Consider the following 25,240-nt stretch of genomic DNA (forward strand, 5'->3'; position numbering starts at 1 on the left):
GGAGCCGACGTCCCTTACAGCGTATGCCTCAGCCGCTCATCCCGGATGTGAGCGTTTCGGCCGGAAACAGCCCCATCCGATGCGCCACGGCGGCGGCCTCGCCCCTCCCCGAGACGCCGAGCTTGCCGAGGATGTTCGAGACATGGACGCTGGCCGTCTTCGGGGAGATGAAGAGTTCCTCGGCGATCTGCCGGTTGGTGCGGCCGGCGGAGACCAGGCGCAGGACGTCCCGTTCGCGGGTGGTGAGGCCGAGGGAGTCGGCGGGGTCGGCCGTGGGCAGGTGCGGCACCGAGGTCAGGGTGAGGCGGGCCCGCTGGGCAAGCTGGGCCGCGGCGTCGGCGAGCGGACGGGCGCCGAGGTGGGCGGCGGTGGCCCGGGTGAGGCGGAGCAGTTCGGTGGCGCGGGCGCGCTCGTCGTCGCCGCCGATGGCGAGCAGGGCCTCGGCCAGGCGGTGGCGGACCTGGGCGAGGTCGTAGGGCCGCTCCAGGGCCTCGAAGGCGGTGACCACGTCCGACCAGGTGTCGGTGGCGGTCCGGCCGTCAGCCCGGTCGAGTTCGGCCCGCGTCCACTTCTCGTAGGCCAGCCACAGGGGCGCGCCCGTGGTGAGCTTGCGGACGGCCTCGAAGAGCCGCTGCAGGAAGGCGGCGCGGCCCTCCTGCGCGGTGGGCAGCGCTTGGGCGCGGGCGTCGGACTCGGCGACGGCGGCGGCCAGCAGCAGCGGCCAGGCATAGCGGTGGGTGCCGGGCGGGAAGCCGGCGTTCAGGGCCCGGTCGGCCTCCGCGCGGGCGTCGAGGAGCCGGCCCTCGGCAGCGGCTGTGCCCAGGGCGAGGAAGGACATCGGCAGGTTGTTCTGCGGCATGGGGTCGTGGGTGCCGTAGGAGGCGCGGGCGGCGGCGAGATGGTGGGCGGCCTCGGCGACCTCCCCGCGGGCGAGGGCTAGCTGGGCGAGGCGGTTGGAGGCTCCGCCGTGCGGCTTGGCGGACTGCCCCGTGCGCTGGGCGTTCACCGCGGCTTCGGCGGCCTCGGCCCAGTGGCCCAGGGAGATCAGCGACTCGGCGAGGTTCGTCCACATCCAGGCCTCGGAGTCACGCAGACCCCACTCCTGGGTCAGGCGCAGCCCCTCGCGCAGGATGCCGACGGCGTCCTGCGAGCGGCCGATGCCTTCGAGCGCGGAGGGCAGGTTCACATGGCTGCGGCCCACCACCGTGGTGAGGCCGCGGGCCAGCACCTCCTCCTTGACCTCGTGCATCTGGGCCAGGCCGGCGTCGATGTCGCCGGCGTCGACCATGAGGTTGCCGAGGGTGAGGCGCGCATTGAGTTCGATGTCCTCGGCGCCCACCATGCGGGCGTACTCGACGGCCCGCTGGGCGGCCGACATGGCGTCGGGGCCGGGGGCGCGCAGCATCGACCAGTTGGCCGCGGTGGCCAGCACCTCGGCGTGCACCTCGGACGGCGGCAGGCCGCGCACCAGTTCCTGGGCGGTGCCCAGCTCCTGCCAGCCGTCGCCGCGCGCCAGGGCCTGCACCAGGCGGGAGCGCTGGACCCAGAACCAGGCGGCGCGCAGGGGTTCGCCGTCCTCCTCCAGCAGGTGCAGTGCCCGCTTGGTGATCTTCAGGGCGCGTTCGCGTTCCCCGCAGCGCCGCCCGGCGACGGCGGCCTCCGCCATCAGGTCGAGATAGCGCAGGGGTGTGGTGGCGGGGTCGCAGCCGCAGGGCGGGTAGACCTCGGTGTAGTCGACGGGGCGCAGTGTGGCGCGGATGTCCTCGGGCGCGGAGTCCCACAGCTCCATCGCGCGTTCCAGCAGCCGCAGTTGCTCGGAGTGGGCGTGCCGGCGGCGGGCGGTGACGGAGGCGTCCAGGACAGCGGGCAGAGCCTTGGCCGGGTCGTGGGCGTGGTACCAGTAGCTGGCCAGCCGCATGACGCGCTCGCCGGCCGGGACGAGCGCCGGGTCGGCCTCCAGGGCTTCGGCGTAGCGGCGGTTGAGGCGCGAGCGTTCGCCGGGCAGCAGGTCGTCGCCGACGGCCTCGCGGACCAGGGAGTGCCGGAATCGGTAGCCGTCGTCGCCGGGCGCGGCGATGAGGATGTTGGCGCCCACGGCGGCCCGCAGCGCCTCGATGAGGTCGTCCTCGGCGAGCTGGGCGACGGCCGCCAGCAGCCGGTACTCGACGGTGGAGCCGCCCTCGGCGACGATCCGGGCGACCCGCTGGGCGCTCTCGGGCAGCCTCTCGACGCGGACCAGGAGCAGGTCGCGCAGGGAGTCGGTGAGGCCGGTGCAACTCCCCTCGTGGGCGGCGACGGCGAGTTCCTCGACGAAGAAGGCGTTGCCGTCGGAGCGTTCGAAGATCTCGTCGACCTGGGCCGGGTCGGGTTCGTGGGCCAGGATGCCGGCGATCTGGCGGCCGACCTCGGCGCGGTTGAAGCGGCCGAGTTCGATGCGGCGGACCGTGCGCAGCCGGTCGAGTTCGGCGAGGAGCGGGCGCAGCGGGTGGCGGCGGTGGATGTCGTCGGAGCGGTAGGTGGCGAGGACGATCAGGCGGCCGGTGCGCAGGGTGCGGAAGAGATAGGCGAGCAGGTGGCGGGTGGAGGCGTCGGCCCAGTGCAGGTCCTCAAGGGCCACGACGACCGTTCGGACCGCGGCAACGCGTTCCAGGAGGCGGGCGGTGAGCTCGAAGAGGCGGGCCATGCCCTCCTCGTCGGAGCGGTCACTTCCGCGGGAGGGGGCGCTTTCGCCCAACTCCGGGAGAAGCCGGGCGAGTTCCTCCTCCTGGCCGGCGGCCGCTGCGGCCAGCTCGTCGGGCAGTTCGCGGCGCAGGGCGCGCAGCGCCGTGGAGAACGGGGCGAACGGCAGGCCGTCGGCGCCGATCTCGACGCAGCCGCCGAGCACGACGACGGCCCCTTCGCGGGCGGCGGCGGTGGCGAACTCCTCGACGAGACGGGTCTTGCCGACCCCGGCCTCACCGCCGAGCACCCATGCCTGCGGCTCGCCCGCGGCGGCACGGGCGAGCGCCTCGTTCAGTGTCTCCAACTCGGCTGCGCGACCGACGAACACGGGACTTACCGACCTGCTCTCCACGGGGGCGAGCATCGCATGTCGTGCCGACAGGACGGCAGCGGTTTTCGCCGGGCCCGGCGCCGCGGTCGCCGTCGTACGGGGGCTGCCGCCCCCGTACCCCCGCTTCGGCCCTGAACGGGCCTCGTCCTCGAGCGCCGGACGGGCTGAGATCGCCTGCACCCGCCTCGAGCTGGGCGGCTCGGCATCGATCGACGGCCGAGGAGCGCCGTCGGCCCTCACGCGGCGCGTGGATGCCGGTGCCTGCGCAGGCGGGACGTATGCGACTCCGCCTCCGCGGCGCCTTGGGCGGAGCGTTCGCGGCGGGCCGCGCGGCGGCTGCGGACCGCTTCGCGGACCAGACGCTCGTGCTCGGCCCGCCGGATCAGTTCGGCGGAACGGATGTGGTGGAGTTCGAACCCGTACATGGTCGATTCCTCGTTTTCCCTGGTGAGAGGTGGTTTCCTGCGTCGCTTTCCGCGATGCCTCAACCTTCCTCTCCCAGGCGGGTCCGCCACATCGGGAGAGTTCCGCATCTTCGCCGGCGGGCGGGGCCTTAGACAGGCGTAAGGGGCCTCAGGGCGCCGTCTAAGGTGCTTACGGCGGCCCTGAGACCCCTTCGGACCTGCGGTGACTCAGCCCGCTGAGGGCAGGCCGAGCAGTGCGTCGGTGTACTTGAGGACGGCCAGCAGCAGGCCGATGACGCCGAGCGCGACGCCGCCCCAGGCGACCGACTTGATCCACACGGCCTGCGGCTTGCCGGGCGCCCCGAACGCGGGACGGGCCAGCACCACGACGCCGACGATCAGCGCGGCCAGCGCGAACACGCCGGCCCACAGCGCGGAGGTCTGCCAGGCATCGCCGTAGACCTCCTTGATCTGCTGGGACACGCTCGCGTTGGAGGCGGTCTCGAGCTGGCCGATGAGGGTCTCGCGCGCGGCGGCGACCGTCCCGATCCAGCCGCCGGTCAGGGAGACGAGGCCGAGCGCCGCGGAGACGACCGCTCCCGCGCCCTGGCCGACGCCGGTGGGGGCCGCTTCCGTCGCCTCGGCGGCCACCTCCTCATCGGTCTCGTCGGTGTCCGCCGCCTGGTCGGCTGCGGTGGAGTCGGTGGCGTCGGCCGTCTTGGTGACGTCCGCCTTCTCCTCGTCGGTCTTCGCGTCGGTGCCCGTGTCGGCCCCGGTCTCGTCCACTGTCTTCGTTCCCATGCCTCGCACCGTACGGACGCTGTCTGAGAGCTTTCTTAATGCTCGTTGTGGGCGGCACGCGTGCGTGCCTCACGCCCCTCGGGGGCCGGAATCGACGCCTGGAGGTCGTGCCGCACCCCACGATAGGGGTAGCCCTCCCTCCGCACGCCCTCCCGGGTCGGGGCGAGACGTCGCGCCGCTTCGACGCCGAGAACGCGGACTGCGGCTGAGTCGTCACCCGGTGATGTCGCGTACGTCCCGCTGTCGCTCCTCCTCGGCCAGCACCCCCGCCACCTCGGCGTCCGTCGCGGCGGCCAGCCTCTGATGGGCGGCGCGGGACTCGGGCGGCTCGATGCTGATGCGGGGCATGCGCTTGTCCAGCCAGCGCGGCAGCCACCAGTTGGCGCCGCCGAGCATGTGCATCAGGGCAGGGACGAGGAGCGTGCGCAGGACGAAGGCGTCCAGGGCGACGGCGGCGGCCAGCGCGATGCCGAACATGGCGATCACTCGGTCGCCGCTGAGGACGAAGGCGAGGAAGACCGAGATCATGATGACCGCGGCGGAGTTGATCACCCGGCTGGTCTCGGCGAGGCCGACCCGTACGGCCCGCCGGTTGTCGCCGGTCTCCAGCCACTCCTCGTACATCCGGCTGACCAGGAAGACCTGGTAGTCCATCGACAGGCCGAAGAGCACCGAGACCATGATGACCGGCAGGAACGGCTCGATCGGGCCCGCGCGCCCCAGCCCCAGCAGTTCGCTGCCCCAGCCCCACTGGAAGATAGCGACGACGACTCCGAAGGCGGCGGCGACGGCGGCCACGTTCATCGCGGCGGCCTTCAGCGGTATGCCGACGGAGCGGAAGGCGAGCAGGAGCAGCAGACAGCCCAGGCCGATGACGACCCCGACGAACAGCGGCAGCTTGCCGACGATCACGTCGGCGAAGTCGTCGTAGCCGGCGGTCATGCCGCCGACCTGCACGTCGAGCGAGGTGCCGGTCTCGGCGCGGGGCAGGACCTCGGAGCGCAGCCGGTCCACGAGATCGCTGGTCTGCTGCGACTGCGGGGAGGACTCCGGTACGACGGTGAGGTACGCGGTGTCGCCGCCGGCGTTGTAGGTCACCGGCGTCACCGACTCGACGCCCTGGGTGTTGCGCAAGGTGGCGTCGAGGTTGTCGAGGGCGAGTTTGTCGTCGCCGCCGTCGACCCCGGTGACCAGGGTGAGCGGGCCGTTGACGCCGGGCCCGAAGCCGTCGGCGAGGAGGTCGTAGGCCTGGCGGGTGGTGGCGGTCCGGGGGTCGTTGCCCTGGTCGGAGGTGCCCAGGCGCAGGCCGAGGGTGGGCAGCGCGAGGACCGTGATGACCGCGAGGGCGACGGCGCCGAGCGCCTTGGGGTGACGCTCCACGAAGGCCGACCAGCGGGCGGCGAACCCGGTGGGCACCTCGGGCTCGGGGCCGTGCTCGGCCAGCTTGCGCCGCTCGCGGCGGCTGAGGGCGCGCATGCCGATGAACGACAGCAGGGCGGGCAGCAGGGTCACGGAGGCGGCGACCGTGAGGACCACGGTCAGCGAGGCGGCTATCGCGACGCCGTTGAGGAAGCTCAGTTGCAGGATCAGCATCCCGAGCAGGGCGATGCACACCGTCGCGCCCGCGAACATCACCGCTCGTCCGGTGGTCGCCACGGCGTTCGTGATCGACTCGGTGACGGACAGGCCGCGTTTGAGCCCGCGCCGGTGTCTGGTGACGATGAACAGGGCGTAGTCGATGCCAACGCCGAGCCCGATGAGCATCCCGAGCATCGGCGCGAAGTCGGCCACGGTCATGGCGTGTCCGAGGAGGGCGATGCCGGCGTAGGCCGTGCCGACACTGACCAGGGCTGTGGCGATGGGCAGCAGTGAGGCGGCGAGCGAGCCGAAGGCGAGGAACAGCACGACCGCGGCGACGGCCACGCCGACGATCTCGGCGAGATGCCCGCCGGTCGACTCGGTGAGCCCGATGGCGGTGCCGCCCAGCTCCACCTGGAGCCCGTCGGCCTCGGCGTCCCGGGCCACGTTCACCACGGCCTGTGCCTCGCCCTTGTCGAGGTTCTCGGCGCTGTCGTCGAAGGTGACGGTGGCGTACGCCGTGTGCCCGTCCTCGCTGATCTGGGCGGCGCCCTGCTTGCCGTAGGGGCTGCCGACGGCCGCGACGCCGGGCAGTTCGGCGATCTCGTCCAGGGTGCGCGTCATGGTCTGTTCGACGTCGGCGGCGCGGACGGTGCCGGACGTGGTGTGCCAGACGACGGTGTCGCTGTCGCCGCCCATGCCGGGGAAGCCGTCCTGAAGGAGCTGTGTGGCACGGCCGGACTCGGTTCCGGGGACCTGGTAGTCGTTCGAGTACGCGGTGCCCGTCACGGCGGCGGCCGCGGTCACTCCGCCGAAGGCGAGGAGCCAGAGCAGTACGGCGACGAGGCGCCGTTGGACACACCAGCGTGCTAGGGCTGCCACTAACGTGCTCCCGGGGGACGATTTTTGGATCTTTGGCCGGGATTCAGTCGTTCAGAAAGTGAACAGCCCGCAAAGAACGCATGAGCGATGTGAAGCAAACTCTCCCAGGCAGGAGAGATCGTTTGCCCCGTTCGTGGGGTTATTCACAGGAGTGGGAGGTAGATCACAGGACAGTAACGGCCACTCTGTCGTTGCCGAGTGGCGCCTGTCACATCAGTCGAACTGGTCTCCGAGCGCCATCACCATCACTCCGGCCACCAGCAGCCACAGCGCGCGCCGGGTACGTCCCCGGGAGCCGAGGAACGCGGCGAGCGCGCAGACGCCGGCGCCGAGGGCATAGGCGGCCGGCACCAGAGCCGGGGCCGAGCCGGTGACCCTCAGGGTCGCGGCGGCCAGCCCGGCGAGGGCGAGCAGCGCCCCGGTCCCGGCGGCCGTCCAACGGGCCCGCCGCGCCACCTGCGCCAGGTCGTCCGGCTCGTCGGAATCAGGCGTGCCGGACTGCTCCTCCCCCGTCTCGGATATCTCGGAATCACCGCGTCCACTCATGGCGGGCGAGCGTAGCGCGTCGCGCGCGGAAACCCGATGCGGGGCCGTGCCGCCCACTGCTAGTTTCCGAAGGTCGACCATCTTGCGGCACACCGCCGCCGACCTGGGCAGGTGCATTTCTTGAGCGTCGGACCGAGCTCCTCCGTATCCCTTTCCGCTTCCCCGGACTCAAGGAGCCCGTTCACCGATGCCAGACATCACCCCGAGGACCTCGGATGAGGATCTCGCCAAGCGGCTGACCCACCCCGGCTACCCGCGCAGCAACAGCTACGACGCCCGCTGGGTCGTCGAGAACCAGATGGGCCCCAACGCCCTCTGGCTGCTGGAGTGGCTGGCCCCCGCCCTCGGCCTGGACACGCTGCGCCCGTGCGCCCGCGTCCTGGACCTGGGCTGCGGCCGGGCGATGACCTCCGTCTTCCTGGCCAGGGAGTACGACGCCCAGGTCACCGCCGCCGACCTGTGGATCGAGCCCGACGACAACGCGCGGCGCGTGGCGGAGGCCGGTTTCGCCGACCGCGTGCTGCCCGTGAAGGCCGAGGCGCACGATCTGCCGTTCGCCGAGGGCGGCTTCGACACGATCGTGAGCGTCGACGCGTATCAGTACTTCGGCACGGACGACCTCTACCTGCCCACTCTCACCCGGCTGCTGAAGCCTGGCGGCCGGATCGGTGTCGTGGTGCCGGCGCTGCGGGAGGAGCCGGACGGCCTGGAGCCGCCGGAGCACCTCGCGCCGTGGTGGGAGCCCGGCTACTGGTGCTTCCACTCCGCCGGCTGGTGGCGGCGTCACTGGACCCGCAGCGGGGCCGTCGAGGTGGAGGCCGCCGACTGGCTGGACGACGGCTGGCGGGACTGGCTGCTGTGGTGCGAGGTGATCGCCGAGGAGAGCCCCGAGGAGTTCCACCGCACGATGGCCCGCCGGGTCGGCGAGATGGTGCGGCGGGACGAGGGCCGCGCGCTGGGCTTCGTACGACTGGTGGGCCGCCGCGTCCGATGACGCACCGAGGGGGACGCATCACGGTCGATGCGTCCCCCTCGGGGTGTACGGCTACCGGCTCAGCCCTCGCTGACGCCGAGCTTCTCCAGGATCAGCTCCTTGACGCGGGCCGCGTCGGCCTGACCACGGGTCGCCTTCATGACCGCGCCGACCAGGGCGCCGGCCGCGGCGACCTTGCCGGAGCGGATCTTGTCGGCGATGCCCGGGTTGCCGGCGATGGCCTCGTCGACGGCGGTGCCGAGAGCACCCTCGTCCGACACGACCTTCAGACCGCGCTTCTCGACGACCTCGTCCGGGGTGCCTTCGCCCGCGAGGACGCCCTCGATGACCTGACGGGCCAGCTTGTCGTTGAGGTCGCCCTTCGAGACCAGCTCGGTCACGCGCGCGACCTGCGCGGGCGTGATGGCCAGCTCGTCCAGCGACTTGGCGGACTCGTTGGCGCTGCGCGCCAGTTCACCCATCCACCACTTGCGGGCGGAGGCGGCGTCGGCACCGGCGTCGATCGTCGCGACGATCGGGTCCAGCGCACCGGCGTTGAGGATCGCCTGCATCTCGGTGGCCGAGATGCCCCACTCCGCGAGGAGACGGTTGCGGCGGACCAGCGGCAGCTCCGGCAGACCGGAGCGGATCTCCTCGACCCACTCGCGCGAGGGGGCCACCGGAACGAGGTCCGGCTCGGGGAAGTACCGGTAGTCCTCGGCCTCCTCCTTCACGCGGCCCGAGGTCGTGGACCCCGTGTCCTCGTGGAAGTGGCGGGTCTCCTGGATGATCGTGCCGCCGGACGACAGCACGGCCGCGTGCCGCTGGATCTCGAAGCGGGCCGCGCGCTCCACGGACCGCAGCGAGTTGACGTTCTTCGTCTCGGAGCGGGTGCCGAACTTCTCGGTGCCGTTCGGGCGCAGCGACAGGTTCACGTCGCAGCGCATCTGGCCCATCTCCATACGGGCCTCGGAGACGCCGAGCGCCCGGATGAGCTCGCGCAGCTCACGGACGTACGCCTTCGCCACCTCGGGAGCACGCTCGCCCGCGCCCTCGATCGGCTTGGTGACGATCTCGATGAGCGGGATGCCGGCGCGGTTGTAGTCGAGCAGCGAGTGCGAGGCGCCGTGGATACGGCCCGTCGCGCCGCCGACGTGCGTCGACTTGCCGGTGTCCTCCTCCATGTGGGCGCGCTCGATCTCCACCCGGAAGGTCTCGCCGTCCTCGAGCTGCACGTCGAGGTAGCCGTTGAAGGCGATCGGCTCGTCGTACTGGGAGGTCTGGAAGTTCTTCGGCATGTCCGGATAGAAGTAGTTCTTCCGGGCGAAGCGGCACCACTCGGCGATCTCGCAGTTCAGCGCGAGACCGATCTTGATCGCCGACTCGACGCCGGTCGCGTTGACGACCGGGAGCGCGCCGGGCAGGCCGAGGCAGGTGGGGCAGGTCTGCGTGTTGGCGTCCTGACCGAGCTCGGTCGAACAGCCGCAGAACATCTTGGTCTTGGTGCCGAGTTCGACATGGACCTCGAGGCCCATGACGGGGTCGTACGACGCCAGCGCGTCCTCGTACGACACCAGGTCGGTCGTGGTGGTCACGGTGAAACTTCCCTCTCAGCCCAGCAGGACGTCGTCGTCGCCCAGCCGCTTCAGCTCGCGGTAGAGGATGGCGAGGCCGGTGGCGATGGCGGCGGCGGACACGGCGGCGTCGATCAGGCGCAGCGTGTCGCTCTCCACGCGGGCCTTCTTGGCCTGCTTGGCGACACTGACCGCACCGAACGCGGTGGTGGCCATGGACAGGTACAGACCGGACTTGGACTTCTTGAAGTCCTTGGCCTTGGACAGCTTGCTCACAGCGACGGTGCCTCCTCGAGGAGCGGGTGCCCCCACTTTTCCACGAAGGCCGCCTCGACGGCCGCCCCGACCTTGTAAAGACGGTCGTCCTTCAGCGCCGGGGCGATGATCTGCAGACCGACGGGGAGGTTGTCCTCCGGGGCGAGACCGCAGGGCAGCGACATGGCCGCGTTGCCCGCGAGGTTGGTGGGGATGGTGCACAGGTCGGCGAGGTACATCGCCATGGGGTCGTCGGCGCGCTCGCCGATCGCGAAGGCGGTGGTCGGGGTCGTCGGGGAGACGATGACGTCGACCTGCTCGAAGGCCTTCTCGAAGTCGCGCGTGATGAGCGTGCGGACCTTCTGGGCGCTGCCGTAGTACGCGTCGTAGTACCCGCTGGAGAGCGCGTACGTGCCGAGCATGATGCGGCGCTTGACCTCGGGGCCGAAGCCCGCCTCACGGGTGAGGGAGGTGACCTCTTCGGCGGAGTGCGTGCCGTCGTCGCCGCTCCGCAGGCCGTAGCGCAGGCCGTCGAAGCGGGCGAGGTTGGAGGAGCACTCGGAGGGCGCGATCAGGTAGTACGCCGACAGGGCGAGGTCGAAGGACGGGCAGTCCAGCTCGACGATCTCGGCGCCCAGCTCCTTCAGCACCTCGACGGACTCGTCGAAGCGCTGGATGACGCCGGCCTGGTAGCCCTCGCCACGGAACTGCTTGACGACACCGACGCGCATGCCCTCGACGCTGCCGTTGCGGGCGGCCTCGACGACCGGCGGGACCGGGGCGTCGATGGAGGTGGAGTCGAGCGGGTCGTGCCCGGCGATGACCTCGTGCAGCAGGGCCGCGTCCAGGACCGTACGGGCGCAGGGGCCGCCCTGGTCGAGGGAGGAGGAGAACGCCACCATGCCGAAGCGGGAGACCGCGCCGTACGTCGGCTTCACGCCCACCGTGCCGGTGACGGCGGCCGGCTGGCGGATAGAGCCGCCGGTGTCGGTGCCGATGGCGAGGGGGGCCTGGAAGGAGGCGAGCGCGGCGGAGGAGCCGCCGCCCGAACCGCCGGGGATCTTGGTGAGGTCCCACGGGTTGCCGGTCGGGCCGTAGGCGCTGTTCTCGGTGGAGGACCCCATGGCGAACTCGTCCATGTTGGTCTTGCCGAGGATGACGACGTCGGCGGCCTTCAGGCGCTTGGTGAGGGTGGCGTCGTACGGCGGAATCCAACCCTCAAGGATCTTCGAGCCGACGGTCGTCGGAATGCCCTCGGTGGTGAAGATGTCCTTCAGCGCGAGCGGGACGCCGGCCAGCGGGCCGAGCTTCTCGCCCCTGGCGCGCTTGTCGTCGACGGCGCGGGCCTGGGCGAGGGCGCCCTCACGGTCGACGTGCAGGAAGGCGTGCACCTTCTCGTCGACGGCCTCGATGCGGGCGAGGTGGGCCTCGGTGACCTGTACGGCCGTGAGCTCGCCGGAGGCGATCTTCTCGGCGGTCTCGGCGGCCGTCAGCTTGATGATGTTGACGTTGTCCGTCATGGCGATTAGTCCTCCCCCAGGATCTGCGGCACCTTGAAACGCTGCTGCTCCTGGGCCGGGGCGCCGGAGAGCGCCTGCTCGGGGGTGAGCGACGGACGGACCTCGTCCGCCCGCATGACATTCGTCAGCGGGAGCGGGTGCGAGGTCGGCGGTACGTCTTGGTCGGCGACCTCGCTGACGCGTGCGACCGCGCCGATGATGTCGTCAAGCTGTCCCGCGAAGTGCTCGAGCTCTTCGGGCTTCAGCTCCAGACGCGCCAGCCGTGCGAGGTGGGCGACCTCCTCGCGCGTGATGCCAGGCATGCAGCGATCCTCTGGGGTGAGTGTGTGGTTTGGGGCTGGGGCTAGTCGTCCCGTTCCCGTCGTCCGCCCGAAGGGCGGGTCGCGCGGCGTCCGGTGCGTGCCGATCGCAAGGCGCCGGAGCGTCCTCGTGGCGGAGCCACGTGGACGATTCGGCAACGCGGCGAGCGTGCGTGCCGGGCGTCGCGCGACAGACGGGAACGGGACGACTAGCCCCAATCCTATGGGGCGGGGGCCGGTGGCCGTGAAACGGTTTCCCGGCCCCGCGCCGGACGGCCTCCGCTCACCCGCGCCGGCCGTCCCAGACCTCGCTCCTCATGAAGTGGTTGTCGTACAGGTCCTGCACCTCCAGCAGGCTCTCGACGGTGGCCTCGCCGAGGGCGATGCGCCGGAGGTGGCGGAAGTACTCGAAGCGCTCGACGCCGGGTGTGATGACGATCAGGATGTCGGCGTCGGCGCCCGGCACGGCGGCGAAGGCGTGCGGTTTGCCGGGCGGCACGACGACCAGGTCGCCGGGGCCCGCGGTGACGACGTCGTCGCCGGAGAGGATCTCGGCGGCGCCGTCGAGCAGGAAGAACATCTCGGCGGAGTTGTCGTGCCAGTGCGGTTTGGCGCCGTCGGCGCCGCCCGTGAGCGTGACGCGCTGGGTGGACAGCGCGCCGCCGGTCCGACTGCTGTCGGCCAGCAGCCGCACGGTGGTGGGCGCCCGGCCGACGACTTCGGCCTCGGCCTCACGCACGATCACGGACTCGTCGAACTTCGGAACGAACAGCGACATGTCTCGAACCCCCGGTGCGATGACGTGTTGACGTGTTCAGACGAGGAAGAGCAGGACGGCACTGATGAGGACGACGACCGCCGTGGCGAAGTGGATCCCGAAGGCCGTCGCCTTCGCGCCGCCGTTCCGCAGCACTATCAGTGTGTCGAAGAGCGGGACGAGTGCCACGGCGAGCATGAACCAGGCCTCGGCGCGGGCGCCGGCGAAGAACAGCAGCACCAGGCCCACCACGCCGAAGGTGCCGTCCCGCAGGCCCTTGACGGAGAGATAGGCGCCGGCGTCGCCCTCCGGCCGGGCCGGGACGCCGTAGCCGGTGGCGGCGGAGGCGGGCTGGAGCAGGAACCGGTAGCCGAGGAACAGGCAGAACAGGTTGAGCACGATGGCCAGGGTGTACGCGGTCACGGTCATGGCTTGACTCCTCGCTAGCGTCGCTAGGGACAAGAGCGAAGCTAGCAGAGCATCGACAGATGCGCTAGCACTGCTAGAATTCCTGGCATGTCGATCCAGACGCGCAAAGAGCGCGAACGAGCGGAACGCGAGCGGCTGATCGTCACGGCCGCACGGGAACTCGCGGAGTCGGAAGGCTGGGACGCGGTCACGACCCGCCGCCTCGCGGCGGAGATCGAGTACAGCCAGCCGGTCCTCTACAGCCACTTCAAGGGCAAGGACGCGATCATGGCGGCGGTGGCGGTGCAGGGCTGCGCCGACCTTGCGGAGGAACTGCGCACGGCCCGTACGGCGGCGAAGGGCACGCGCGCGGCGCTGACGGCGGTGGGCGAGACGTACACGGCGTTCGGCCGACGGCGACCGGCGCTCTACGACGCCATGTTCACGTACCGGGTGGACCTGCCGTTCGCCACGGACGAGGCCCCGGAGCCGCTGAAACGGGCCTTCGGGGAAATCGCGGCTGCGGTGGAGCCGATCGCCGGGGAGGGCGAGGACCTGGGGGTGCTGACGGAGACGTATTGGGCGGGGCTACATGGGCTGGTCACACTGATGCGCAGCGGCCGGCTGCCGGAGGTCGCTCATGAGCAGCGGCTGGCGCTACTGATCGGGCACTTCACGGCAGGGGCAGGGCGCTAGGCAGGACGGCGCCCGGTCGACGCCCTAAAGGGGCGCGGGGAACTGCGCGACCAGCCACGACGGCGCCGCAGCCGCCGCACCACTCCTCGCGGCGCTCACAGGAGACCTACTCGGCGGCCGGCAGTGCCGCGCGCGGCCGCTGCCACCCCCGCGACCCTCGCGCCCGCAGCCACGCCGTCGTCTCCTCGGGCGGCATCGCGGCGGCCACCAGCCACCCCTGTACGGCGTCGCAGCCCAGGTCCCGCAGCCGCTCCCAGGTCTCGTCGTCCTCGACGCCCTCGGCGACCACGAGCAGGCCCAGCGAGTGCGCCAGGTCCACCGTGCAGCGCACGATCTCGGCGTCCTCGTTGTCCACCGCGAGCCGGGCCACGAACGACCGGTCGATCTTCAGCTCGCTCACCGGCAGCCGTCTGAGATGCACGAGCGAGGAGTACCCCGTGCCGAAGTCGTCCAGGGACATCTTCACGCCGTGCCCGGTCAGCCCGGCCAGCGTGTCCGCGGCCCGCTGCGGGTCCTCCAGCAGGACGTGTTCCGTTATCTCCAGTTGGAGCGCTCCCGCGGGGACACCGTGCCGGGCGAGCCGCGCGGCGACGGAGCCCGCGAACCCGGGGGTGTGGACGTCACGCGGCGAGACGTTGACCGCCACGGGCACGAACAGCCCCTGGGCCCGCCACCGGGCCACCTGCCCCAGCGCCGTCTCCAGCACGTACTCCGTCAGATGGGGCATCAGCCCCGACGACTCGGCGATCGCTATGAACTCGTCCGGAGGCACCCTCCCCCGCTCCGGGTGCACCCACCTCACGAGAGCCTCCAGCCCCGCGACCTGGCCGTCGAAGCGGACCTTGGGCTGGTAGTGCAGTTCGACCTCGTGCGCGTCGAGGGCTCGGCGCAGATCCCCCAGCAGGCCCAGCCGGTCGGGGGTGTTCGAGTCGCGCTTGGACTCGTAGACCTCCACGCCGGTGCGGTCCCGCTTCGCCTGGTACATCGCCACGTCCGCGCGCCGCAGCAGCCCCTCGGCGTCGAGGGCGTGGTCCGGGAAGACGGCGACGCCGGCGCTGGCCTCCAGGACCAGGGTCAGGCCGTCGAGGTCGAGCGGGGAGCTCAGGGCGGTGACGAGACCGCGCGCGACCCGGGTCGCGGACGTCGTGGAGTCGGCGACGGGCAGTAAGACGGCGAACTCGTCGCCGCCGAGCCGCGCGGCCTCCGCTCCGCGCGGCAGGGCGAGCCGGAGCCGGTCCGCTATCTGCAACAGCAGCCGGTCACCGGCCAGATGACCGAGCGTGTCATTGACCGACCGGAACCGGTCGAGGTCGATCAGCATCAGGGCGGAGCGGGCGCCGATGCGCTCGGCGTCGTCGAGCGCGGTCCAGATGCGTTCCAGCAGCCACTGCCGGTTGGGCAGCCCGGTCAGCGGGTCACGCAACTGCTCCTCCGCCCGGGCCCGGGCTATCCACAGGGTGGAGTCGAGGGCGACGAGCGGAATGGCGAACAGCGGCAGCAGCAGGGGCTTGGCGATGGCGACGACGCACACCAGCGGTGTGATGCCGAGCAGCGCGACCGCGACCAGGCCCTGTCGGACCAGTGCGGTGCGCTCCACGGTGGGCAGGCCGCCGCGCTGGGCGTGGAGGTACCAGAGCAGGACGCGGGTGACCGCGAGGTAGGCGGCGGCGACCAGCACCACGCCCGGGGCGGTGTAGAGGGTCCAGGTGTCCGGGTTCCAGGGGTTCTCGACGGTGGGCACCCGGCCGAAGGCGGCCAGTACGAGGGCTCCGGCGGCGATGCCGAGGATGTCCACCGCGCCGTGCAGCAGGCCCTGGCGCCAGCGGTTGCGGCGGGCCACGCCCACCAGGACGACGACCGTGAGGCTGACCATGCCGGCGGGCACCCAGCCGTACAGCATCAGCACGGCGAGGGTGAGGGCCGCGCCGGAGCCGGTGCCGCCCCACCAGCGGGCGCGGCCGAGGGCGACCAGATGGCCGACGATGACGCCGGTGAGCACGGCCAGCGACCAGCCGACCGTGCCGGACGGGAAGAGGGCGTGGTGGTCCGTGAACGCCCGGTAGAAGCCGGCGCCGAGGACGAATGCGGCCGCCGCGACGACCGCCGCGGGCAACGCGGGCCAGGACAGATGGTGTTCGTGGTCGGGGTGCGCCGGCCCGCCGGTGGGCTCGACGCCGATCTGTACGGCGGTGCGGCCGTCCATGACGGTGGGCGGCCCGACGGCGCCCCCTGTGCCTCTTTCCGCGCGCGAACGCTCCGCGGTCCGCGCCGCCCACCCTCGCCATGCGCCGGCGAGCCGGCGCAACCGTGAGTTCGGGGCGGCGCTCTCGGTCGGTTCCATTCCCGTCCCTCTCACAGCCGGCGGTGCCCACGCCACGCGGCCCGATGCCCGAAAACGACCTTCAACGGCACCGCGTTGGAAAGCCCTTCCCCTCACTCTTCAAAGCCCTGCAAGAGCAAGGGGATGCCCCAACCGCAGCGGGGCACGGCAGGCGCACATCTCAACAGTAGGCCGCAGAAGGCTTCCACGGGCAGCGGTCGTCGACGGTTGCCCGAATGCGCCCCAGCCACCCGTATGCATCTGGTATGCGCCGATCGGGTGGCCTTCAACCGTTACTCCTCTACGGGGAGGGCAACTTCGGCCGCCGCGTCCGGCCCCTGTTCCAGCAGGACGTTGAAGCCGCTTTCATTCAGAACAGGCACCTTGAGCTGCATGGCCTTGTCGTACTTGGATCCCGGGTTGTCGCCAACCACAACAAAAGATGTCTTTTTCGAAACGGAACCGGTTACCTTCGCGCCACGGCTCTGGAGCGCGTCCTTCGCACCGTCGCGCGTGAAGTGCTCCAGTGTGCCGGTGACGACGACCGTGAGCCCCTCCAGCGGGCGCGGCCCCACGTCCTCCCCGGAGCCCTCCTCCTCCATGCGGACGCCGGCCGCCCGCCACTTGCGCAGGATCTCCTGGTGCCAGTCCTCGGCGAACCACTCCTTGAGCGAGGCGGCGATGATCGACCCGACTCCGTCGGTGCTCGCCAGCTCCTCCTCGCTCGCCTGCTCGATGCGGTCGATGGAACGGAACTCACGGGCCAGCGCCTCGGCGGCGACCGGGCCGACATGACGGATCGACAGGCCGGTGAGGATGCGGGCCAGCGGGCGCTCCTTGGCGGCGGCGATGAACTCCAGCATCGAGACCGCGTTCTTCTTGAGCTCACCCTGCTGGTTGGCGAAGACCGTGGCGATCTTCTCCTCGCCGGTCTTCGGGTCGCGCTTGGGCAGGCCGCTGTCCTGGTCGAGGACGTACGCCTTGATGGGCAGCAACTGCTCCGCGGTCAGGTCGAACAGGTCGCCCTCGTCCACCAGCGGCGGCTCGGCCGGCTCCAGCGGCTTGGTGAGCGCGGCGGCGGCGACATAGCCGAAGTGCTCGATGTCCAGTGCCTTGCGGCCCGCGAGGTAGAACAGCCGCTCACGCAACTGCGCCGGGCAGGAGCGGGCGTTCGGGCAGCGCAGGTCGACGTCGCCCTCCTTCATGGGCCTGAGCGCCGTGCCGCACTCCGGGCACTCGGACGGCATCACGAACTCGCGCTCGCTGCCGTCGCGCAGGTCGACGACGGGTCCGAGGATCTCCGGAATGACCTCACCGGCCTTGCGCAGCACCACCGTGTCGCCGATGAGGACGCCCTTGGCCTTGACCACGTCCTGGTTGTGCAGGGTGGCGAACTCGACCTCGGAGCCCGCGACCGTGACCGGCTCGACCTGGGCGTACGGCGTGACCCGTCCGGTGCGGCCGACGCCCACGCGGATGTTGACGAGCTTGGTGTTGACCTCTTCCGGCGCGTACTTGTACGCGATGGCCCAGCGCGGGGCGCGCGAGGTGGAGCCGAGGCGGCCCTGGAGCGGGATCTCGTCGAGCTTGACGACCACTCCGTCGATCTCGTGCTCCACGGAGTGGCGGTTCTCGCCGTAGTGCGCGATGAACTCGCGGACGCCGTCGAGGTCGTCGACGACTCTGTTGTGGGTGGAGGTGGGCAGGCCCCAGGACTTGAGCAGGTCATACGCCTCGGACAGGCGGGTCAGGCCCTCGAAGCCCTCCAGGGCGCCGATGCCGTGGACGACCATGTGCAGCGGAAGGGTCGCGGTGACCTTCGGGTCCTTCTGCCGCAGCGAACCGGAGGCGGAGTTGCGCGGGTTGGCGTACGGCTTCTCGCCGGCCGCCACACGGCGTGCGTTGAGCGCCTCGAAGGCCTCCATCGGGAAGTAGACCTCGCCGCGGATCTCGACGAGCCCCGGAACGTGGTCGCCCGTCAGCCGGTGCGGAATCTCCGCGATCGTCATGACATTGGGTGTGATGTCCTCGCCGATCCGGCCCGTACCGCGGGTGGCCGCGCGGGTCAGCCTGCCGTTCTCGTACGTCAGGTTCACCGCGAGGCCGTCGACCTTGAGCTCGCACAGGAAGTGGTACCCGGGGGTGCCGACGTCCTTGTGCACACGCTCGGCCCAGGCGGCGAGCCCGGCGTCGTCGAAGACGTTGTCGAGGGAGAGCATGCGCTCGCGGTGCTCGACCTCGGCCAGGTCGGTGGCGAACTCGACGGACACCTTCTGCGTCGGCGAGTCCGGCGTGCGCAGCTCCGGATACTCGTCCTCCAGCGCTTCGAGGGTGCGCAGCAGCTCGTCGAACTCCGCGTCGCTGACGACCGGGGCGTCGTTCACGTAGTACCGGAAGCGGTGCTCCTCGATCTGCTCAGCGAGCTTCGCGTGCTGCTCCCGTGCCTCGGTGGGCACCGTCGTCTCCGCTTGCTTGTCGCCGGCCACCGTGTTTCCTCCCGTTACTCTGGGTTGTCCGCGAGGGATCTCGCCGCCCGGACGCAGTGGGCGAGAGCCTGGCGCGCGTACTCGGGAGAAGCCCCCGCGAGTCCGCACGACGGCGTGAGAGTGACCGCCTCCGCGAGAAGCCCCGGTGACAGCCCCAGCCTGCGCCACAGCGTCCTGACACCCATGACGCTACCGGCAGGGTCTGACAATGGGCCGTCCGTGCCCGGGACGACACCGGTGAAGAGCCGGGTACCCGATTCCACCGCCTCGCCGATCGCGTCGTCGTCACGCTCGGTGAGGAGGGAGAAGTCGAAGGAGATCGCCGCCGCGCCCGCCCGGCGAAGCAGGGCGAACGGGACGTCCGGTGCGCACGAGTGGACCACGACCGGGCCGTCGCCGTGAACCCCGACGGCGTCGCGGAGCCTGGCCTCCACGATCTGCCGGTCCACGGCACGGTGGGTCCGGTACCCGCTGGCGGTCCTCACCTGCCCGCGCAGGACGGCGACGAGGGAGGGCTCGTCGAGTTGCAGCACGACCCGGGCGCCGGGGACGCGGCGGCGGACCTCCGCGAGATGCTGCCGAAGTCCCTCGGCGAGGGAGGCGGCGAGGTCGCGGCAGGCGCCGGCGTCGCCGAGCGCGACCTCGCCGTTCCTCAGCTCCAGCGCGGCGGCCAGGGTCCAGGGCCCCACGGCCTGGACCTTGAGCAGCCCTTCGTAGTCCTGGGTGAACTCCTCCAGCGCGTCGAGGTCCTCCCCCAGCCAGGACCGGGCCCGCCTGGTGTCCCGCCCCGGCCGGTCCCCGATCCGCCAGCCGCTGGGCTCCACGCGCGCGTACAGCTCGACGAGCATCCCGGCGGTCCGTCCGATCATGTCGGCGCCGGGCCCACGGGCGGGCAGTTCGGCGAGGAACGGGAAGTCCTCGAAGGACCCGGTGGCGGTCCTGGCGGCCTCACGGGCGTCGCCGCCCGGCAACGAGCCGATACCGGTGGCGGGGGCGAAGGTGAACGGGCTGTTTTCACTCACCCCGGAAGCCTATGCAACCCGCGGCACCGGTCTTCAACCGTCCGGCCCGGTCAGCGTCCCGGCCGCACCGTCAGGTCGTTGATCTCGGCGTCCCCGGGAAGGTCCAGGGCCATCAGGATCGTCGTCGCCACCGACTCGGGGTCGATCCACCTCGCGGCGTCGTACTCCTTGCCCTCCTGCTGGTGGACCTTGGCCTGCATGGGGCTCGCCGTGCGGCCGGGGTAGACCGAGGTGACGCGCACGCCGGCCGCGTGTTCCTCGTGGCGCAGCGAGTCCGCGAGGGCCTTGAGGCCGTGCTTGGACGCGGCGTATGCGGACCACTCGGCGTGGGCGTTGAGACCGGCGCCGGAGTTCACGAAGACCACATGACCGCGGGCGGCGCGGAGTTGCGGGAGGAAGTGGCGGGTCAGTTCCGCGGGAGCGATCAGATTGACGTTGAGCTGGTGGCGCCAGGTCTTCGGGGTCAGCTCGCCCACCGGGCCGAGGTCCACGACTCCGGCGATGTGGAGCAGGGAGTCCACCCGGTCCGGGAGCGACTGGTGGGAGAAGGCCCAGGACAGCTTGTCCGGGTCCGCCAGGTCGCCGACCAGGGTCCGCGCGCCGGGGAACTCCGCCGCCAGTTCCTTCGCACGGCCCGCGTCGCGCGCGTGGAGCACGAGTTCGTCCCCGCGCGCGTGCAGGCGGTGGGCGACGGCCGCGCCGATGCCGGAGCCGGCTCCGGTGATCACATGTGTAGCCATGCCCGCCATGCTCGCATCAACGGAGGTTCACTCCACGCCCCGGTCCACGGCGGGAGCCGCTGACGTCTCGGTCTCCAGGTACGCCAGCGCCCCGGCCGGCTCCTCCGCGAAGAACACCAGATCGGCCAGCGGGCGGGGTAGGAAGCCCTCGTCCTCCATGCGGCGGAACTGCTCCTTGAGGCCGTCGTAGAAGCCCGCGGTGTTGAGCAGGACGACCGGCTTGTCCGTGTGGCCGTGCTTCTTCAGCTCCAGGATCTCGGTGGCCTCGTCAAGCGTGCCCGTGCCGCCGACCATGATCACCACGGCATCGGCCTTCTCCATCAGCAGCCGCTTGCGCTCGGCGAGGTCCTTGGCGATCACCATCTCGTCGACCCCCGGACGGACCTTGGCGGACAGGAACTCCACGGAGACCCCGGCGAGCCGTCCGCCCGCCTCCTGCACCCCGTCCGCGACCACCTTCATCAGCCCGACGTCGGAACCGCCCCACACGAGCGTGTGCCCGCCCTTGCCCAGCAGTTTCGCGAAGTCGCGCGCGGGGCGCGTGTAGCGGTCGTCGAGGTCGGCGGCGGAGAGGAAGACGCAGATTCGCATGCAGCCACCGTACGCGGGAAGAACCCGGCGCCCGCGAGCGCTTTCCCCGGTATGGCTGATGGACACACGATCACGATCGAGCAGGGCACGCGACGCGTGCGGGCCGTTCACGGCGACCAGGTCCTCGCGGAGAGCGACCGCGCCCTCGTCCTGCGCGAGACGGGCTGTCCCGCGCGCTACTACATCCCCGCCGAGGACGTACGGCTGGACCTGCTGACCCCCTCCGACACCCACACCTACTGCCCCTTCAAGGGAACGGCGTCCTACTGGTCGCTCCCGGACGCGCCGGACCTCGTCTGATCGTACCCGGACCCGAAGCCGGACGTGGCCGAGATCAAGGACCACCTGTGCTTCTACGAACTCGAAGTGTCGTGAACGATTAGTTCCGCGCCGTACGGCAATCTCCACAGACATGGACAAACACATCGATTCAGCCGACGGCACGTCCATCGCGTACGAGACCAGCGGTGACGGCCCGGCAGTGATCCTCGTCAGTGGGGCGATGTCGACCGGGGGCACGGTGGCGCCGTTGGCCGTGCCCCTGTCGGAGCGGTTCAGAGTCGTCGTGTACGACCGGCGCGGGCGTGGCGAGAGCGGTGAGGCGTCCCCGTACGCGGTGGAGCGCGAGGTCGAGGATCTCGCCGCGCTGATCGACGCGGTGGGCGGTGAGGCGGCGCTGTACGGCACCTCCTCGGGCGGCGCGCTGGTGCTCCGGGCGGCGGCGAGCGGGCTGCCGGTGCGTCAGGTCGCGGTCTACGAGGTGCCGTTCGCCGTCTACGAGGGCGGTGCTCAGGAGCGCGCGGAGTACACCGAGCGGCTGACCGAGGCGCTGGACGAGGGCCGCCGCGGGGACGCCGTCGAGCTGTTCCTGCGGCTGACCGGGATGGCCGAGCAGATGATCCAGGGCGCCCGTCAGTCCCCCATGTGGGCCGGGATGGAGACGATCGCGCCGAGCCTGGCCTACGACAACGCCGTCATGGGCGACGGCCTGGTGCCCCGGGACCGGCTCGCGTCGATCACCGCGCCGGTACTGGCCGTCGCGGGCAGCGCCAGCCCCGCGTGGCTGCACGAGGCGGCACACGCGGTGGCGCAGACGGTGCCGGGCGGGTCGTACCGAATTCTTGAGGGGCAGACCCACACGGTGGAGCCGGACGTGATCGCGCCGGTGCTGACGGAGTTCTTCGCGAAGTGACCGGGCGGTCCCGACGGGTGCCGGTCGTCGTCGGCGGCACACGCGAAGTGACCGGGTGGTCCCGTCGGCGTTCGGGTCGCCGCCTCAGACGGCCGTCGGTGTCGCCCGTGCCGTGGACGCGATCGTCGCCGAGCCCACCACGCGCGTGCCGTCGTACAGGACGATCGCCTGGCCGGGGGCGACGCCGCGGACCGGCTCGGTGAAGGTGACCTCCATGGTGCCGTCGACGAGCTCGGCGGTCACCTCGGTCTCGCCGCCGTGGGCGCGGAGCTGGGCGGTGTAGGTGCCGGGGCCGGTCGGGGCGGCGCCGCACCAGCGGGGCTTGACGGCGGTGAGGGCGCTGACGTCCAAGGAGGCCGCCGGGCCGACCGTCACCGTGTTGTTCACCGGTGAGATGTCGAGGACGTAGCGCGGCTTGCCGTCGGCGGCCGGAGTGCCGATGCGCAGGCCCTTGCGCTGGCCGATGGTGAAGCCGAACGCGCCCTCGTGGGTGCCGAGCTTGGCTCCCGACTCGTCGACGATGTCGCCCTCCGCCTTGCCGAGGCGGTTCGCGAGGAAGCCCTGGGTGTCTCCGTCGGCGATGAAGCAGATGTCGTGCGAGTCGGGCTTCTTGGCGACGGCGAGGCCACGGCGCTCGGCCTCCGCGCGGATCTCGTCCTTCGTGGTCAGCGTGTCGCCGAGCGGGAACATCGCGTGCGCGAGCTGCTTCTCGTCCAGGACGCCGAGGACGTACGACTGGTCCTTGGCCATGTCGGAGGCCCGGTGCAGCTCGCGGGTGCCGTCCTCGTTCAGCACGACGGTGGCGTAGTGGCCGGTGCAGACGGCGTCGAAGCCGAGGGCCAGCGCCTTGTCGAGCAGGGCGGCGAACTTGATCTTCTCGTTGCAGCGCAGGCAGGGGTTCGGGGTGCGGCCGGCCTCGTACTCGGCGATGAAGTCCTCGACCACGTCCTCGCGGAAGCGGTCAGCAAGGTCCCACACGTAGAACGGGATGCCGATGACGTCGGCGGCGCGGCGGGCGTCGCGGGAGTCCTCGATGGTGCAACAGCCCCGCGCGCCCGTGCGGAAGGATTGAGGGTTCGCGGAGAGCGCGAGGTGGACGCCGGTGACGTCGTGGCCGGCTTCGGCCGCGCGGGCGGCGGCGACGGCGGAGTCGACCCCGCCGGACATGGCGGCGAGGACGCGGAGGGGGCGGGAGGGCTGCACGGTGTCAGTCATAACCCTTCCAGGGTAAGGGGGCGCGGGAACCAGGGCCCCCGAGTATCCGTTGACGATCACATGGGACAGCGGAAGGCTCCGAAGGACGGCGACCGGAAGGTCGGGCGTCGTGCGTTGCTCATCGGCGGGACGGCGGCCGCGGTGGGCTCGGCGGTGCTGGCCCGCGACGAGCTGGCGCGCCTGTGGTGGCGGGTGCCGGGCGTGGAGAAGCCGCGCAAGGAGGGCGAGGTCGACTTCGCGGGCGCGCGCTGGGTGGCGGCGTCGGACGCGAACTGGCGGCGGGCGGACCGGCCCGACGACTACGGCATAGACATGGTGGTCATCCATGTCACCCAGGGCAGCTTCGACAGCGCGGTGAAGGTGTTCCAGGACCCGGAGCACGGGGCGGCCGCGCACTACATCGTGCGCAAGGACGGCCGCATCACGCAGATGATCCGCGAGCTGGACGTGGCGTACCACGCGGGCAACCGCGACTACAACGAGCGCAGTGTGGGCATCGAGCACGAGGGCTTCGTGGAGCGGCCCCAGGACCTCACCGACGAGATGTACGAGGCGTCGGCGCGCCTGACGGCCCGGATATGCGCGCGCTACGACATCCCCGTCGACCGCGAGCACATCATCGGGCACGTGGAGGTGCCGGGGACCGACCACACGGACCCCGGCAAGCACTGGGACTGGGACCGGTACATGAAGCTCGTGCGGGCGGCGCGCACGTCGCCCGCGTAACGCTCTATGTGAGTCCGGCCGCCCGCGCGCGTTCCACCGCCGGGCCGATGGCCTTGGCGACCGCTTCGATGTCGGCCTCCGTGGAGGTGTGGCCGAGGGAGAAGCGCAGGGTGCCGCGGGCCAGGTCCGGGTCGGTGCCGGTGGCCAGCAGGACGTGGCTGGGCTGGGCGACGCCCGCGGTGCAGGCGGAGCCGGTGGAGCACTCGATGCCCTGGGCGTCCAGCAGCAGGAGCAGGGAGTCTCCTTCGCAGCCCGGGAAGGTGAAGTGGGCGTTGGCGGGGAGGCGGCCGCCGGGTGCCGGGTCGCCGCCGAGGATCGCGTCCGGGACCGCCGTACGGACCGCTTCGACGAGGGCGTCGCGCAGGGCGCCGATCTCCCGGGCGAACCACTCGCGCTGTTCGGCGGCGAGGCGGCCGGCGACCGCGAAGGAGGCGATGGCGGGGACGTCGAGGGTGCCGGAGCGGACGTGGCGTTCCTGGCCGCCGCCGTGCAGGACGGGTACGGGGGTCTGGTCGCGGCCGAGCAGCAGCGCGCCGATGCCGTACGGGCCGCCGATCTTGTGGCCGGAGACGGTCATCGCGGCGAGGCCGGAGCCCGCGAAGTCGACGGGGACCTGGCCGAAGGCCTGGACCGCGTCGGCGTGCAAGGGGACGTCGAACTCCCTTGCCACGTCGGCCAGTTCACGGATCGGCATGATGGTGCCAATCTCGTTGTTGGCCCACATCACGGTGGCCAGGGCGACGTCGTGGGGGTCGCGGGCGATCGCTTCGCGCAGGGCGTCCGGGTGGACGCGTCCGTGGGAGTCGACCGGGAGGTACTCGATCGTGGCGCCCTCGTGTTCGCCGAGCCAGTGGACGGCGTCGAGGACGGCGTGGTGTTCGACGGGGCTGGCCAGGACGCGGGTGCGGGCCCGTGCCGGGTCGGCGTCTCGGCGGGACCAGTAGAGGCCCTTGACCGCGAGGTTGTCGGCCTCGGTGCCGCCGGAGGTGAGGACGACCTCGCTGGGGCGGGCGCCGAGCGCTTCCGCGAGGGTCTCGCGGGCCTCCTCGACGGTGCGCCTCGCGCGGCGGCCGGATGTGTGGAGGGAGGAGGCGTTGCCGGTGACGCCTAGCTGGGCGGTCAGCGCCTCTGCCGCCTCCGGGAGCATGGGGGTCGTCGCGGCGTGGTCGAGGTAAGCCATGGTGGCCACGATTCTAGGGGCAC

General features: G+C 71.5%; 22 protein-coding genes and 1 pseudogene. 5 read left to right on the plus strand and 18 right to left on the minus strand.

Annotation, left to right across the window (positions count from 1 at the left end; genetic code table 11):
• Positions 1-28: 28 nt before the first annotated feature.
• From ACZ69Q_RS44600 to ACZ69Q_RS44620, 5 genes are all read right to left on the minus strand, one after another.
• Positions 29-3,085, minus strand: coding sequence for a helix-turn-helix transcriptional regulator (locus tag ACZ69Q_RS44600; RefSeq protein WP_471054457.1), 3,057 nt, complete (start codon positions 3,083-3,085; stop codon positions 29-31).
• A 203-nt stretch (positions 3,086-3,288) separates the two neighbouring features.
• Positions 3,289-3,477, minus strand: coding sequence for a hypothetical protein (locus tag ACZ69Q_RS44605; protein ID WP_471054459.1), 189 nt, complete (start codon positions 3,475-3,477; stop codon positions 3,289-3,291).
• Positions 3,478-3,684: 207 nt separating this feature from the next.
• A complete protein-coding gene (locus tag ACZ69Q_RS44610) occupies positions 3,685-4,257 on the minus strand; it encodes a hypothetical protein (RefSeq protein WP_471054460.1) in 573 nt (190 codons plus the stop codon).
• Positions 4,258-4,470: 213 nt separating this feature from the next.
• Positions 4,471-6,717, minus strand: a complete 2,247-nt coding sequence (locus tag ACZ69Q_RS44615; protein WP_471054462.1) for an MMPL family transporter — start codon at positions 6,715-6,717, stop codon at positions 4,471-4,473.
• Positions 6,718-6,930: 213 nt separating this feature from the next.
• Positions 6,931-7,263 (minus strand): hypothetical protein, encoded by a 333-nt coding sequence (locus ACZ69Q_RS44620; RefSeq protein WP_471054463.1) that lies wholly within the window; start codon positions 7,261-7,263, stop codon positions 6,931-6,933.
• 187 nt (positions 7,264-7,450) lie between these two features.
• On the opposite strand from ACZ69Q_RS44620, the gene ACZ69Q_RS44625 reads away from it, so the two are divergent.
• Positions 7,451-8,257 (plus strand): SAM-dependent methyltransferase, encoded by an 807-nt coding sequence (locus tag ACZ69Q_RS44625; RefSeq protein WP_471054465.1) that lies wholly within the window; start codon positions 7,451-7,453, stop codon positions 8,255-8,257.
• 59 nt (positions 8,258-8,316) lie between these two features.
• On the opposite strand, the gene gatB is transcribed toward ACZ69Q_RS44625, so the two are convergent.
• From gatB to ACZ69Q_RS44655, 6 genes are all read right to left on the minus strand, one after another.
• Positions 8,317-9,831 carry an Asp-tRNA(Asn)/Glu-tRNA(Gln) amidotransferase subunit GatB gene (gene gatB / locus ACZ69Q_RS44630; RefSeq protein ID WP_471054467.1) on the minus strand — a complete coding sequence of 505 codons (1,515 nt, stop codon included), beginning with the start codon at positions 9,829-9,831 and terminating at the stop codon, positions 8,317-8,319.
• 15 nt (positions 9,832-9,846) lie between these two features.
• On the minus strand, positions 9,847-10,086 hold the full coding sequence (locus ACZ69Q_RS44635; RefSeq protein ID WP_147993895.1) for a hypothetical protein: 240 nt from the start codon (positions 10,084-10,086) through the stop codon (positions 9,847-9,849).
• A complete protein-coding gene (gatA, locus tag ACZ69Q_RS44640) occupies positions 10,083-11,585 on the minus strand; it encodes an Asp-tRNA(Asn)/Glu-tRNA(Gln) amidotransferase subunit GatA (protein ID WP_471054469.1) in 1,503 nt (500 codons plus the stop codon). Before gatA ends, ACZ69Q_RS44635 begins: the two co-directional genes overlap by 4 nt.
• Positions 11,586-11,590: 5 nt before the next feature.
• On the minus strand, positions 11,591-11,887 hold the full coding sequence (gatC, locus tag ACZ69Q_RS44645) for an Asp-tRNA(Asn)/Glu-tRNA(Gln) amidotransferase subunit GatC (RefSeq protein WP_007384860.1): 297 nt from the start codon (positions 11,885-11,887) through the stop codon (positions 11,591-11,593).
• Positions 11,888-12,167: 280 nt separating this feature from the next.
• Entirely contained in the window at positions 12,168-12,662 is a 495-nt protein-coding gene (locus ACZ69Q_RS44650) for a cupin domain-containing protein (protein ID WP_471054471.1), read from the minus strand.
• Between the two features lie 36 nt (positions 12,663-12,698).
• Entirely contained in the window at positions 12,699-13,070 is a 372-nt protein-coding gene (locus ACZ69Q_RS44655; RefSeq protein WP_471054473.1) for a DUF4267 domain-containing protein, read from the minus strand.
• An 87-nt stretch (positions 13,071-13,157) separates the two neighbouring features.
• Here ACZ69Q_RS44655 and ACZ69Q_RS44660 point away from each other — a divergent pair, with 87 nt between their 5' ends.
• Positions 13,158-13,745: a TetR/AcrR family transcriptional regulator gene (locus tag ACZ69Q_RS44660; protein ID WP_471054475.1), complete on the plus strand. Its 588-nt coding sequence runs from the start codon at positions 13,158-13,160 to the stop codon at positions 13,743-13,745.
• Positions 13,746-13,851: 106 nt separating this feature from the next.
• Here ACZ69Q_RS44660 and ACZ69Q_RS44665 read toward each other — a convergent pair whose 3' ends face one another.
• The 5 genes from ACZ69Q_RS44665 to ACZ69Q_RS44685 all read right to left on the minus strand — a co-directional run bounded on the left by ACZ69Q_RS44665 (position 13,852) and on the right by ACZ69Q_RS44685 (position 20,904).
• The gene (locus tag ACZ69Q_RS44665; protein WP_471054477.1) at positions 13,852-16,086 is read right to left on the minus strand and encodes a putative bifunctional diguanylate cyclase/phosphodiesterase; all 2,235 of its coding nucleotides are present in this window, start codon (positions 16,084-16,086) and stop codon (positions 13,852-13,854) included.
• A 272-nt stretch (positions 16,087-16,358) separates the two neighbouring features.
• Positions 16,359-18,551, minus strand: coding sequence for an NAD-dependent DNA ligase LigA (gene ligA, locus ACZ69Q_RS44670; RefSeq protein ID WP_471054479.1), 2,193 nt, complete (start codon positions 18,549-18,551; stop codon positions 16,359-16,361).
• Positions 18,552-18,565: 14 nt separating this feature from the next.
• Positions 18,566-19,573, minus strand: coding sequence for a methionine synthase (locus ACZ69Q_RS44675; RefSeq protein WP_471054480.1), 1,008 nt, complete (start codon positions 19,571-19,573; stop codon positions 18,566-18,568).
• A gap of 50 nt (positions 19,574-19,623) precedes the next feature.
• Positions 19,624-20,322 carry an SDR family oxidoreductase gene (locus ACZ69Q_RS44680; protein WP_471054482.1) on the minus strand — a complete coding sequence of 233 codons (699 nt, stop codon included), beginning with the start codon at positions 20,320-20,322 and terminating at the stop codon, positions 19,624-19,626.
• Positions 20,323-20,340: 18 nt separating this feature from the next.
• Positions 20,341-20,904 carry an LOG family protein gene (locus tag ACZ69Q_RS44685; RefSeq protein WP_471054483.1) on the minus strand — a complete coding sequence of 188 codons (564 nt, stop codon included), beginning with the start codon at positions 20,902-20,904 and terminating at the stop codon, positions 20,341-20,343.
• A gap of 51 nt (positions 20,905-20,955) precedes the next feature.
• Between ACZ69Q_RS44685 and ACZ69Q_RS44690 the strand changes: the two are divergent.
• Together ACZ69Q_RS44690 and ACZ69Q_RS44695 are read left to right on the plus strand one after the other, a co-directional pair.
• A pseudogene (locus ACZ69Q_RS44690) lies at positions 20,956-21,279 on the plus strand (DUF427 domain-containing protein).
• 37 nt (positions 21,280-21,316) lie between these two features.
• A complete protein-coding gene (locus ACZ69Q_RS44695; RefSeq protein WP_471054485.1) occupies positions 21,317-22,096 on the plus strand; it encodes an alpha/beta fold hydrolase in 780 nt (259 codons plus the stop codon).
• Positions 22,097-22,180: 84 nt separating this feature from the next.
• On the opposite strand, the gene mnmA is transcribed toward ACZ69Q_RS44695, so the two are convergent.
• Positions 22,181-23,311 carry a tRNA 2-thiouridine(34) synthase MnmA gene (mnmA, locus tag ACZ69Q_RS44700; protein ID WP_471054487.1) on the minus strand — a complete coding sequence of 377 codons (1,131 nt, stop codon included), beginning with the start codon at positions 23,309-23,311 and terminating at the stop codon, positions 22,181-22,183.
• 60 nt (positions 23,312-23,371) lie between these two features.
• Between mnmA and ACZ69Q_RS44705 the strand changes: the two genes are divergently transcribed.
• A complete protein-coding gene (locus ACZ69Q_RS44705) occupies positions 23,372-24,037 on the plus strand; it encodes an N-acetylmuramoyl-L-alanine amidase (RefSeq protein ID WP_471054489.1) in 666 nt (221 codons plus the stop codon).
• A gap of 4 nt (positions 24,038-24,041) precedes the next feature.
• Here the strand turns inward: ACZ69Q_RS44705 and ACZ69Q_RS44710 are convergent, their stop codons facing one another.
• Complete coding sequence (locus tag ACZ69Q_RS44710) at positions 24,042-25,217, minus strand: cysteine desulfurase family protein (RefSeq protein WP_471054490.1); 1,176 nt, start codon at positions 25,215-25,217, stop codon at positions 24,042-24,044.
• Positions 25,218-25,240 lie beyond the last annotated feature (23 nt).

This window comes from Streptomyces sp. NPDC036764 (assembly GCF_055609385.1).

Coding starts and splice junctions, on each gene's coding strand:
- gatC (WP_007384860.1), bottom strand. CDS start 11,887: ATGCCTGGCATCACGCGCGAGGAGGTCGCCCACCTCGCACGGCTGGCG.
- ACZ69Q_RS44695 (WP_471054485.1), top strand. CDS start 21,317: ATGGACAAACACATCGATTCAGCCGACGGCACGTCCATCGCGTACGAG.
- mnmA (WP_471054487.1), bottom strand. CDS start 23,311: ATGACTGACACCGTGCAGCCCTCCCGCCCCCTCCGCGTCCTCGCCGCC.
- ACZ69Q_RS44600 (WP_471054457.1), bottom strand. CDS start 3,085: ATGCTCGCCCCCGTGGAGAGCAGGTCGGTAAGTCCCGTGTTCGTCGGT.
- gatA (WP_471054469.1), bottom strand. CDS start 11,585: ATGACGGACAACGTCAACATCATCAAGCTGACGGCCGCCGAGACCGCC.
- ACZ69Q_RS44605 (WP_471054459.1), bottom strand. CDS start 3,477: ATGTACGGGTTCGAACTCCACCACATCCGTTCCGCCGAACTGATCCGG.
- ACZ69Q_RS44680 (WP_471054482.1), bottom strand. CDS start 20,322: ATGGCGGGCATGGCTACACATGTGATCACCGGAGCCGGCTCCGGCATC.
- ACZ69Q_RS44650 (WP_471054471.1), bottom strand. CDS start 12,662: ATGTCGCTGTTCGTTCCGAAGTTCGACGAGTCCGTGATCGTGCGTGAG.
- ACZ69Q_RS44660 (WP_471054475.1), top strand. CDS start 13,158: ATGTCGATCCAGACGCGCAAAGAGCGCGAACGAGCGGAACGCGAGCGG.
- ACZ69Q_RS44665 (WP_471054477.1), bottom strand. CDS start 16,086: ATGGAACCGACCGAGAGCGCCGCCCCGAACTCACGGTTGCGCCGGCTC.
- ACZ69Q_RS44685 (WP_471054483.1), bottom strand. CDS start 20,904: ATGCGAATCTGCGTCTTCCTCTCCGCCGCCGACCTCGACGACCGCTAC.
- ACZ69Q_RS44610 (WP_471054460.1), bottom strand. CDS start 4,257: ATGGGAACGAAGACAGTGGACGAGACCGGGGCCGACACGGGCACCGAC.
- ACZ69Q_RS44620 (WP_471054463.1), bottom strand. CDS start 7,263: ATGAGTGGACGCGGTGATTCCGAGATATCCGAGACGGGGGAGGAGCAG.
- ACZ69Q_RS44710 (WP_471054490.1), bottom strand. CDS start 25,217: ATGGCTTACCTCGACCACGCCGCGACGACCCCCATGCTCCCGGAGGCG.
- ACZ69Q_RS44705 (WP_471054489.1), top strand. CDS start 23,372: ATGGGACAGCGGAAGGCTCCGAAGGACGGCGACCGGAAGGTCGGGCGT.
- ACZ69Q_RS44625 (WP_471054465.1), top strand. CDS start 7,451: ATGCCAGACATCACCCCGAGGACCTCGGATGAGGATCTCGCCAAGCGG.
- ACZ69Q_RS44655 (WP_471054473.1), bottom strand. CDS start 13,070: ATGACCGTGACCGCGTACACCCTGGCCATCGTGCTCAACCTGTTCTGC.